The following is a 9,242-nucleotide window of genomic DNA, read 5'->3' on the forward strand; positions in this document are numbered from 1 at the left end:
TTCCGCGGTCTTGGTCTTGCTCCGCAACGACTTCCGTCACCGAGGCCGTGGTGAAGGCTTGTCCCGCAGTTCTTCCGCCAATATCGCGTCGACGCGCGAGCCCGCCCGGAACAGGGCTCGCGCGGCGGCGCGGATCAGGTAGCCGAGTGCGCACAGGAAGACCAGCGACAGGCCGATGACCGCGAGGTTCGCCACGAGCTCCTCCCGGTACCGGTGCGCGAGGAAGCCCAAGCCCGCCCCCGCGGTGAACGCGTCCAGCAGCGCCAGCCCGAGCGCCCGGCGGTGGGGCGGAGTGGCTCCGGCCATCGGTCCCTCCCGCCGTCCGTTCAGCGGTGACGCCCTTGCAACCTAGACGAGCGTGCCCCGGTCGGCGGTCACTTCAACCTGTTTGGCCTACCGGATCTGCCCGGATGGCCGCTGTGATAACTTGAAACGAACTGAGACTTCTGTGCGGATGCAAATCCGCGTGCCGGGGTCAGGGGGCGGTAGCTCAGTTGGTTAGAGCAGGGGACTCATAATCCCTTGGCCGCGGGTTCGAGCCCCGCCCGCCCCACCCACTTCCCCACCCGAGCCGAACCGACCGTCCACTGCGGACTGGTCAGCGCACGCGGTCGTAGACCACCGCCGTCTCCCCCAGCTCGCCCGTTTCGTGGTGGGTCAGCCGCCACTTCGACGCGGGCAGGCCGTCGTCGAACAGCCGGGGGCCGCCACCCGCGATTTCCGGGCAGATCATCAGGTACAGGCGGTCGAGCAGGTCGGCTTCGAGCACCGCCTTGATGACGCTCGCGCTGCTGTTGACCAGGATCTCGCCCGATCCCGCGGCCTTGAGCTCGGCGACGACGTCCGCGGCCGGGGCGTTCACCAGGCGGGTGCGCTCCCACGGGGCCTCGGTCAGCGTGGTCGAGAAGACCACCTTTTCCACGTCCACCAGCCACTTCGCGTAGCCGCGGTCGCGCGGGTCGGCGTTCTCGTCCGCGGCCACGGCCGGCCAGAAGCCGAGGAAGCCCTCGGCGTTGCGGCGGCCGAGCACCGCCGTCGTCGCCCCTTCCCAGATGCGGGTGAGGTGGCGGCGCGCGACGTCGGTCATCGCGTACGTGACGATCGCGCCCATGTCGGCGGGCCCGGCGGGGCCGTGGTAGCGGCCGTCGAGGGTGAGGCTCAGGTTCGCGGTCACCTTGCGGTCGGTCATGGTGGTCAGCCCTTCTCGGTGAGTACGGCGGTGAGGTTGTCGAGGACCTGGCCCCAGCCGGTTTCGATGCCGGCGATGGCGGGGACGGCCTCGGGGGTCGTGGCGGTGATGCGCAGGCCGAGGCGCAGCCGGGTGCCCCCGGGTTCTTCGGTGAGCACCAGGTCGTAGTGGCCGGTGAACGAAGCCGGGCCCGCCACCGCGAGGTCGAACGCGAGGTGCCCGGGTTCCTCGGCGGCCCGGACCCGCCCTTCGGAGCGGTATTCGCCGTCGGCGTCGCGGTAGGCGACCACGGCCCGCCCGCCCGGCCGCGGCTCGAGGACGCAGTCGGTGATCGTCAGCGGCGCCGGGACCCACCAGGACGCCAGCAGGTCCGGGTCGGTCCAATACCGCCAGACGGTCTCGCGCGGCACGGCCAGCGAGCGGTCGAACGCGAACTCGCGCCCGTCCGCCCAGCGGTCCCGGTCCGCGGCCGCGGAGTCCGCCTCGATGGCCGCCCGGTAGCGCGCGACGACGTCCCGGTCGCCCGCGTGGCCCGCCGTGGCCTCGGCCAGCTCCCGCAGCCGGTCCGCGAAGGCGGCGAGCGGCTCCGCCTCGAGGGCGTAGACGCGGCGCTGCCCCAGCGGGAAGACGGCGACGAGGCCGGCCCGGGCGAGGGTCTGCAGGTGCTTGGTGGTCTGCGGCTGCCGCAGGCCGGTCAGCTCGGCGAGCTCGCCGACCGAGCGGGGGCGCTCGGCCAGGAGCTCGACGATGCGCCACCGCGCGGCGTCCCCGAGTGCTGCAGCGATCCCGTCCATGCCGCCAAGTATTCACACAGTGGAATATTCATGTCAAGGAATATCTTGGTCCGGCAGCCAGCGCAGCCCGTAGGCGTACCCGAGCTGCGGCGCGGTGAACTCCTGCGCGACCTCGCCGGCGCCGTCCAGGTCCAGCGGCGCGCCCGGCTGCGGCGGGTCGGTGAGCACCGAGGGCGCGACCCGGTCGAGGCGCCACACCGACCGCGGCGGCCGGTCCGGGTCGAACCGGACCCGCACCGTGAACGACTCGCACGTCACCAGCGGCACGAACGTGTAGGACGGCCGGATCGGCCGGCCGTCGCGGATCCGCAGGACCAGCGAGAACGTGTGGCTGTCGCCGCGGGACAGGGGCCGCGGCAGGTCGAGCAGCCAGCGGAAGTGCCGCTGGCCCTCCCGGCTCCGCTCGCTGATCCGGACGCCGTGCTGGGCGTCGGCGGCGACGTGCCGCTCGCCGTCCGGGCCGTCGCCCGTGCGGGGCACGGTCAGCTGCGCCGAGATCCGGCGGAGCCCGTCCTGGGTCGCCACGATCTCGCGCTCCTCGATCAGCTCCGGCTCGGCGGTGTCCAGCCGCACGAGGGCCTTGAGCCGCTTGACGAACCAGCCCCGGTCCGGGTCGGGCACGCCCTCGGCCGGCTGCGAGCCGGCCTGGATCTCCGCGGCGAGCCGGGCGAACGCCCGGTCGATGCGGCGCCGCGCCGTGCGTTCGGAGACCTGGAGGCGGTCGGCGAGGATCCCGATCCGGTCCCGGAGCCGGGCGTGCTGCGTGCCGGCGGCGATGCCGAGCGCGACGTCCACCGCCAGCCGGTCGTCGGCCGGGAAATCCGCGATCACCGCCGAAATCGCGTCACGCAGAACTCGCCGGGCGTCGCGGTCGCTCGTCGTCCGGTGGATTTCGCACCAGCCCGAGACGAGCGGCCCGAGCCGGCTCCGCAGCCGTTCGGCTTCCAATCCCCAGCCGCGCCGCAAAGTGGTGAGTTCCCGGAGCAGACCGTCCTCGTGTGCCATGGGAATTCGATTGTGACACGGGGACTTCCGGGCGATCGGCCGCACTCGGTGCGCCGATCAGGTGATTCCGGGATGGCCAGTGTTTGGCCATTTCCGCCGCGATTGGGACCGCGCGTGGACATTTCCGGTTCGTCGGCTGTCCGACCATTTTCCCGTCGACGACATCGGGAGGACGGGTTGCTCGACAGCACCGACGTCGCGGCCGTCCGCCGGTTGGCCCGCGACGGGCTGCTCGCCGATTCGGCCGCGGGCGCGACGCCCGGCGTCCGCGCCCGGCTGCGTGGCGCCGTCTACAGCGTGGCGTGGCCGCTGGTGTTCACGCGGATCACCAAGCCGCTGGAACGGCGGCGACGGCACCCGGACTGCGCCCGCGGCCTCGAGTGGCTGCGCCCCGACTGCCTCGACCGCTTCCACGACGACGTCGAGGCGGTGGTGGAGCACGCGCTGCGGCGCGCGACCGGCCCGATCGAAAACCTCGAAGGCTGGCTGGCCACCCGCCTGAGCCCGGCGACGGTCGACGCCCACCGGCGCCGGCGCGGCGAAATCGGGGCCCTGCAACGACCTCGCCTCCCGTCCTGGCTCGGCGACGCCCTCTTCGGCGACGTCTGGTTGTGCGATCTGGCGGTGCAGGTCCTGACCTGGGCCGGCGTCCCGACGACGGCGGGCGCCGAGCTGTGGCCCCTCGACGCCTGGGCCGCCCGCCGCGCCGAGGTGACCGGCGAGCCGGTGGCCGACCGCGACACGATCGACCGCGAAGTGCGGAAGGTGCTGACGGCGATGCGGTCCCGCCCGAAGTGGTACGGCGAACACGTCGAGCGGCCGCTGGGCCACAAGCGGGCACCGGTGGCCCCGATGCCGGCGGACAGCGCGGCGGAACTGCCGGCCCTGGAGCTGGTCGGGCGCGACGAGATCGAAGACGCGCAGCTGGTGGAGCTGGCCGAGGAGGCGCTGGCGGCGATCGAGACCCGGCTGGCGCGCGGCGATCCGCCGCACGAGGTGATCGCGGTCGTGATCCGCCTGCTGTTCGGGGCGGCGGAGGCCGGCGACTCCGCCCGCGACGACTGGCTGGCGGCCGCGCTCGCCGACCGGCGGCGGCTCGACGAGATCGTGGCCGCGGTGCTGGCCATCCTCGGCCGCTGACCACCGGGATCGGCCGGGCCGCGATGTCCGGAATGAGTCGTTCAGGTCCCCCACGGTCCTGAACGACTCGTTGAGGACACCGGGACCGGGTTCGGCGGACATCGGGCTAGGCCGATTTGGGTGGGGCCGTCCGGCCGGCTTCGGCCAGCCAGTTCCGGCGTGCCTCGAGCACCCGCGCCAGCACGTCCGGCGGGCACCCGGCCGCCTGCCACCGCCGCCGGGCGGCGGTCAGCTCGGCCAGCAGCAGCGCCCGGATCGCCGCGCGCGCCGGGTCCGGGATTCTTCTGAGCGGGGCCGCTTCGGTCACCCCGGCCTCCTCTCCACGGCACCGGCGCAGCGCCGCCGGCCCAGACTTCACCTGACGGACACGTCAGCGCCACCACGGCGGCGGGGGTACCGGGAGGCGCAGCGGGCAGCCCGCGTGCCGGCCGGTCCAGCAGTCCGCGAGCCAGCTCGTCAGCGCGACCGGCCCGAGCAGGCTGTCTTCCCACACCGGCGTCAGCTCGCCCGCCCGGCGCAGGACCCCGCCGGCCGTGCCGCAGAACGACACGATCGCCGCGACCGCCGCGGCGGCCCGCTCCTCCGGCCAGGCGACGGCGGCTCGCGGCAGCCGGGCGGGGATGGCCAGGCCGGTGGCGATGGTGCAGTCGCGCGCCAGCTGCACGGCGAGGTCGAATTCGACGGATTCGGCGTGGCGCTGCCGGGTTCGCCAGCGGGGCGAAGCCGCGGCCGCGTGCAGTCCGGCCAGCCGGGCGGCGGCCAGCCCGTCCCACACCGTCAGGAGCACCGCTCGCGTGTCCGCCGGAGGCGTGACGGCGAGCTCGTGGCTGACGGCACTGAGCCAGGCACACGGGTCCTTGACTTGACGATCGACGACGACGGTCACGGCTGCCAGTTTCCCACCGGAACACCGCGGTGAACCCGAGATGATCATGGTTCACCCGAGGACCACCCGGTCGGTGGCGAACCGTTGAGCGGCGCCGTCCCTCCTTCGGGCACTCCGGGTGACCGGTTGGTCACGGCTGTGCGACCATGTCGGCGCTCAGTGCCGAGCACGCCCTCCCGACCGTCCTCCGCGAAAGGCCGCCACCGAGTGATCAAGATCAGCAAGAGCCGGGCCGGCACCCAGCGCGTCACCTTCAGCCTCCCGCTCGGCGCCCCGCCCGGAAGGGTGAGCGTCGTCGGTTCGTTCAACGACTGGACGCCCGGCCGCCACCACCTGACCCCGCGCTCCAACGGCCGCCGCTCGGCGTCGGTCGACGTCACCCCCGGCACGGTGCTGCAGTTCCGCTACCTCGGCGAGAACGGCCACTGGTTCGACGACCCCGACCTGGCCGACCGCGCCGACGGCAACTGCGTCTGCACGACCGCCTGACCCCGGCACCGGGCGGGACCGGACTCAGGACCGGCGGCGCCGCTTTCCCGCGCCGCCGCCGGTGCGCCGGGCCGGCTTCGGCGGCGCCGGCTTCCGGACCGGGCGCTTGCGCTCCGCCGGGGCCTGCTGGCGGCCGCGCGTGCTGTTGACCGTGCGGCCGCGGACGATGCCGATGAACTGCTCCATCAGGTCCGTCGTCTCGTCCTCGAGCCACGACAGCGCCACGCTCGACTGCGGCGCGTCCTCGACCGGCCGGTAGGTCAGGTCGCGGCGGTGGTGCAGGCGGGCCAGCGACTGCGGGACGACGAGCACCCCGACGCCGGCCGCCACGAGCTCGATCGCGTCGGCCGTCGTCTCCGGGCGCGAGACCGCCGGGCGGCCCGGCCGGGACGGCCACTCGAGGGTGTCGTCCAGCGGGTGCAGCACGACTTCGTCCGCCAGGTCCACCGTGGACACTTCGTCCGCCGCCGCGATCAGGTGGTCCTTGGCCACCACGACCACGGTCGTCTCGGTGTAGAGCGGGATCGCGTGCAGGCCGTCGCGGTCGATCGGCGAGCGCAGCAGCGCCGCGTCCGCCTCCCGCGAGCGCAGCAGGCCCGTCGCGTCCGCGGCTTCGACCGGGACCAGGGTGAGCGGTACCTCCGGCACCCGCTCGCCCCAGGTCCGCACCCACTTGGCGGGGGTCGCTCCGGGAACGTAGGCGAGGCGGAACGAGGTCACCGGGTCAGGTTACCGGGCACCAGCTGGCTACCCTGGACGGCATGACGTCGCACAAGACCGCCCAGACCATGAAGCCCGCGACGGCGGCGAAGAAACTGGGCGTGTACCTCGAAGCCACCCCCGCGGAGTTCCAGGAGGGTGTCGTCTCGCGCGACGAACTGAACGCGCTGCAGGCCGACCCGCCCGAGTGGCTGCGGGAGCTGCGCCGCACCGGGCCGCACCCGCGGCCGGTCGTCGCGGCGAAGCTGGGGGTGTCCATCGGCGGCCTCACGCGCGGTGGCATCACCGAAGCGCTCACCACCGAAGAGATCGAAGCACTGAAGGCGGAAAGCCCCGACTGGCTGGTGCGCGAGCGCGCCACGCAGGCCGAGGTGCGCAAGGAAACCGTGCGCGTGAAGGAGAAGAACCGCTGACCACCCTGGCGGAGGCCGCGCGCCTCGACGCGGAAGACGAGCTGGCGGACTTTCGCGAGCGGTTCGTCCCGATCACCGATCCCGGCGTCGTCGCCTACCTGGACGGCAATTCGCTCGGCCGTCCCCTGCGCGCCACCGCGGACCGGCTGCAGCAGCTCGTCGCCGAAGAGTGGGGCGGCCGGCTGATCCGGTCCTGGGAAGAACGCTGGCTCGCGCTGCCCGAAGCGATCGGGGACGAGCTCGGCCGCGTCGCGCTCGGCGCCGCGCCCGGCCAGACGATCGTCGCCGACTCGACGTCCGTGTGCCTCTACAAGGTGCTGCGCGCGGCCGTCGCGCTGCGGCCGGGGCGCGACGAGATCGTCACGGACACCGCGAACTTCCCCACCGACCGGTTCCTCGTCGAAAGCGTCGCCGCCGAACTCGGGCTCACGGTCCGGTGGATCGAGACCGGCGACGTCCGCCCCGAAGACGTCGCGGCGGTGACCGGGCCGCGCACCGCGGCGGTCGTGCTGTCCCATGTGGACTACCGCTCGGCCGCGATCGCCGACCTGGCCGCCATCACGCGGCTGGTGCACGACCGCGGCGGCCTCACCGTCTGGGACCTCTGCCACAGCGTCGGCTCGATCCCGGTCGCGCTCGACGCGGCGGGCGCCGACTTCGCCGTCGGCTGCACCTACAAGTTCCTCAACGCCGGGCCCGGCGCACCCGCTTTCCTCTACGTCAACGCCCGCCACCACGCGGAGTTCGGCCAGCCGATCACCGGCTGGATGGGCGCGGCCGACACCTTCGGCATGGCCGCGGAGTACGTCCCCGCGCCGGGGATCCGCCGGGCGCTGTCCGGCACGCCGCCGGTGCTCGGCATGGCGGGCGTCCAGGAAGGCGTCGCGCTGCTGGCCGAGGCGGGGATCGACCGCGTGCGCGCCAAGGCCGTGGCACTGGGCCGGTGGGTGCTCGCCCTCGCCGACGAGTGGCTGGGCCCGCTCGGGTTCACCGTCGCCTCGCCCCGCGACGACGACCGCCGCGGCGGCCACGTCACCCTCCGCCACCCCGACGCGGAACGGCTTTCCCGCGTGCTGATCGACAACGGCGTGCTGATCGACTTCCGCCGTCCCGACGGCATCCGCGTCGGGCTGAGCCCGCTCACCACCGGCTTCACCGAAGTCCGGGCGGCAATGGACCGGATCCGCGAGCTCGCCGGCTGAACCGAACACCCGCCCGCACGTCATGAAAGGGTCGTTCACCTCGCCAGACGACATGAACGACCCTTTCATGGCATCCCGCGCGGCCGATTAGTAGCCATGGCTACAGTAGCCATGTACATTATCTGGCATGAGCACTCCGGGACACCTGGTCTGGCGCCTCTCCATGAAGTGGCGGGTGGCCGTCGACCGCGCACTGGCGCCCGTCGGCCTGACCCACGCCCAGTACGTCTTCCTGGCCTCGCTGCTCGACCTCCAGCGCACGGAAGCACCGAGCCAGCGGGAACTCGCCGACCACACCGGCCTCGAAGCCCTTTACGTCTCCAAGCTCGCCCGCACCCTCGACGCCGACGGCCTGATCGAACGCACCCGCGACCCCGCCGACACCCGGACCATCCGGCTGGCCCTCACCGAGCGCGGCCGCGAGGTCGTCGAGGCGGCGATCACCACCGTCGGCGCGCTGCTCGACCGGCTGCTCGCGCCGCTCGGCGGCCGCCGCGGCGACCGCACCGCCGCGCTGACCCGGGAGCTCACCCTGCTGCTCGACACCCCGCTCGAAGGAGCCTGACATGCTCACCCTCCACCACGAAGAAACCGGCAGCGGCACCCCGATCGTGTTCCTGCACGGCAACCCCGGCTCGTCGCACGGCTGGCGCCACGTCCTCCCCCACGTCGGTCCCGGGCGGCTGCTGGCGCCCGACCTCATCGGCATGGGGCGCTCGCCCAAGCCCGACCTCGCCTACGCCTTCGCCGACCACGCCCGCCACCTCGACGCCTGGTTCGACGAGCTCGGCCTGGCCGACGTGGTCCTCGTCGGCCACGACTGGGGCGGCGCGCTCGCCTTCGACTGGGCCGCCCGCCACCCGGGCCGGGTCCGCGGGCTCGCCTTCTTCGAGACGATCGTGAAGCCGATGGCGTGGGACGACCTGTCCCCGCAGGCGGCGGAGCGGTCCCGCAAGATCCGCACGCCGGGTGTCGGCGAAGAGATGGTGCTGACGCAGGACCTGTTCATCCGCCAGGCGTTCACCGGCGGCGTCCGCACGCCGGTCGCCGACGAGGACCTGGCCGCCTACCTCGCCCCGTTCCCCACGCCGGAAAGCCGCCGTCCCGTCCTCGCCTGGGCCCGCCAGCTGCCGCTCGGCGGGGAGCCGGCCGAGCTCGTCGAGCGCGTCGAGGCCTACGACCGGTGGCTGGCCGGCAGCGACGGCACCCCGAAGCTGCTGCTGACGTTCGAGGGCTCCCCCACCCTGCTCATCGGCGAAGCGATGGCGAAGTGGTGCGCCGCGAACATCACCGCGCTGGACATCGTCGCGTGCGGGGAGGCCGGGCACCACGCCCAGGAGGACCGGCCCAAGGAGATCGCCGCCGAGCTGTCGGCGTGGCTGGACCGGCACGGGCTCCGGTGAG

At 73.5% G+C, this 9,242-nt stretch carries 13 protein-coding genes and 1 tRNA gene; 7 read left to right on the forward strand and 7 right to left on the reverse strand.

The genetic code is table 11. The features are described from left to right. Positions 1-36: 36 nt before the first annotated feature. Positions 37-306 carry a hypothetical protein gene (locus AB5J73_RS45430; RefSeq protein WP_370965902.1) on the reverse strand — a complete coding sequence of 90 codons (270 nt, stop codon included), beginning with the start codon at positions 304-306 and terminating at the stop codon, positions 37-39. A gap of 173 nt (positions 307-479) precedes the next feature. On the opposite strand from AB5J73_RS45430, the gene AB5J73_RS45435 reads away from it, so the two are divergent. Further along, positions 480-553, forward strand: a tRNA-Ile gene (locus AB5J73_RS45435). A gap of 45 nt (positions 554-598) precedes the next feature. Here AB5J73_RS45435 and AB5J73_RS45440 read toward each other — a convergent pair. From AB5J73_RS45440 to AB5J73_RS45450, 3 genes are read right to left on the reverse strand one after another with little or no spacing between them, the layout of a single operon-like run. Beyond that, positions 599-1,189, reverse strand: coding sequence for a dihydrofolate reductase family protein (locus tag AB5J73_RS45440; protein ID WP_370965904.1), 591 nt, complete (start codon positions 1,187-1,189; stop codon positions 599-601). Positions 1,190-1,194: 5 nt separating this feature from the next. Beyond that, the gene (locus AB5J73_RS45445; protein ID WP_370965906.1) at positions 1,195-1,983 is read right to left on the reverse strand and encodes a metalloregulator ArsR/SmtB family transcription factor; all 789 of its coding nucleotides are present in this window, start codon (positions 1,981-1,983) and stop codon (positions 1,195-1,197) included. A 33-nt stretch (positions 1,984-2,016) separates the two neighbouring features. Then, a complete protein-coding gene (locus AB5J73_RS45450; RefSeq protein WP_370965908.1) occupies positions 2,017-2,988 on the reverse strand; it encodes a hypothetical protein in 972 nt (323 codons plus the stop codon). A gap of 177 nt (positions 2,989-3,165) precedes the next feature. Here AB5J73_RS45450 and AB5J73_RS45455 point away from each other — a divergent pair, with 177 nt between their 5' ends. Further along, a complete protein-coding gene (locus AB5J73_RS45455; RefSeq protein ID WP_370965910.1) occupies positions 3,166-4,128 on the forward strand; it encodes a hypothetical protein in 963 nt (320 codons plus the stop codon). A 106-nt stretch (positions 4,129-4,234) separates the two neighbouring features. Here the strand turns inward: AB5J73_RS45455 and AB5J73_RS45460 are convergent, their stop codons facing one another. Then, positions 4,235-4,435 (reverse strand): hypothetical protein, encoded by a 201-nt coding sequence (locus AB5J73_RS45460; RefSeq protein ID WP_370965911.1) that lies wholly within the window; start codon positions 4,433-4,435, stop codon positions 4,235-4,237. Positions 4,436-4,498: 63 nt separating this feature from the next. After that, a complete protein-coding gene (locus AB5J73_RS45465; protein ID WP_370965913.1) occupies positions 4,499-5,014 on the reverse strand; it encodes a hypothetical protein in 516 nt (171 codons plus the stop codon). A 207-nt stretch (positions 5,015-5,221) separates the two neighbouring features. Between AB5J73_RS45465 and AB5J73_RS45470 the strand changes: the two genes are divergently transcribed. Beyond that, positions 5,222-5,503, forward strand: coding sequence for an isoamylase (locus AB5J73_RS45470; protein ID WP_370965915.1), 282 nt, complete (start codon positions 5,222-5,224; stop codon positions 5,501-5,503). Positions 5,504-5,527: 24 nt separating this feature from the next. Here AB5J73_RS45470 and AB5J73_RS45475 read toward each other — a convergent pair whose 3' ends face one another. Next, positions 5,528-6,223, reverse strand: a complete 696-nt coding sequence (locus AB5J73_RS45475) for a LysR substrate-binding domain-containing protein (protein ID WP_370965917.1) — start codon at positions 6,221-6,223, stop codon at positions 5,528-5,530. A gap of 41 nt (positions 6,224-6,264) precedes the next feature. Here AB5J73_RS45475 and AB5J73_RS45480 point away from each other — a divergent pair, with 41 nt between their 5' ends. The 4 genes from AB5J73_RS45480 to AB5J73_RS45495 all read left to right on the forward strand — a co-directional run bounded on the left by AB5J73_RS45480 (position 6,265) and on the right by AB5J73_RS45495 (position 9,241). Next, a complete protein-coding gene (locus AB5J73_RS45480; protein ID WP_370965919.1) occupies positions 6,265-6,636 on the forward strand; it encodes a DUF5997 family protein in 372 nt (123 codons plus the stop codon). After that, the gene (locus tag AB5J73_RS45485; protein WP_370973535.1) at positions 6,633-7,838 is read left to right on the forward strand and encodes a kynureninase; all 1,206 of its coding nucleotides are present in this window, start codon (positions 6,633-6,635) and stop codon (positions 7,836-7,838) included. The genes AB5J73_RS45480 and AB5J73_RS45485 overlap by 4 nt, the downstream gene beginning before the upstream one ends. A 127-nt stretch (positions 7,839-7,965) precedes the next feature. Further along, entirely contained in the window at positions 7,966-8,403 is a 438-nt protein-coding gene (locus AB5J73_RS45490; protein ID WP_370965921.1) for a MarR family winged helix-turn-helix transcriptional regulator, read from the forward strand. A 1-nt stretch (position 8,404) separates the two neighbouring features. Beyond that, positions 8,405-9,241, forward strand: coding sequence for a haloalkane dehalogenase (locus tag AB5J73_RS45495; RefSeq protein ID WP_370965923.1), 837 nt, complete (start codon positions 8,405-8,407; stop codon positions 9,239-9,241). Position 9,242: the final 1 nt, after the last annotated feature.

The organism is Amycolatopsis sp. cg9 (assembly GCF_041346945.1).
Lineage (GTDB): Bacteria > Actinomycetota > Actinomycetes > Mycobacteriales > Pseudonocardiaceae > Amycolatopsis.

Coding starts and splice junctions, on each gene's coding strand:
- AB5J73_RS45450 (WP_370965908.1), bottom strand. CDS start 2,988: ATGGCACACGAGGACGGTCTGCTCCGGGAACTCACCACTTTGCGGCGC.
- AB5J73_RS45495 (WP_370965923.1), top strand. CDS start 8,405: ATGCTCACCCTCCACCACGAAGAAACCGGCAGCGGCACCCCGATCGTG.
- AB5J73_RS45440 (WP_370965904.1), bottom strand. CDS start 1,189: ATGACCGACCGCAAGGTGACCGCGAACCTGAGCCTCACCCTCGACGGC.
- AB5J73_RS45445 (WP_370965906.1), bottom strand. CDS start 1,983: ATGGACGGGATCGCTGCAGCACTCGGGGACGCCGCGCGGTGGCGCATC.
- AB5J73_RS45490 (WP_370965921.1), top strand. CDS start 7,966: ATGAGCACTCCGGGACACCTGGTCTGGCGCCTCTCCATGAAGTGGCGG.
- AB5J73_RS45430 (WP_370965902.1), bottom strand. CDS start 306: ATGGCCGGAGCCACTCCGCCCCACCGCCGGGCGCTCGGGCTGGCGCTG.
- AB5J73_RS45480 (WP_370965919.1), top strand. CDS start 6,265: ATGACGTCGCACAAGACCGCCCAGACCATGAAGCCCGCGACGGCGGCG.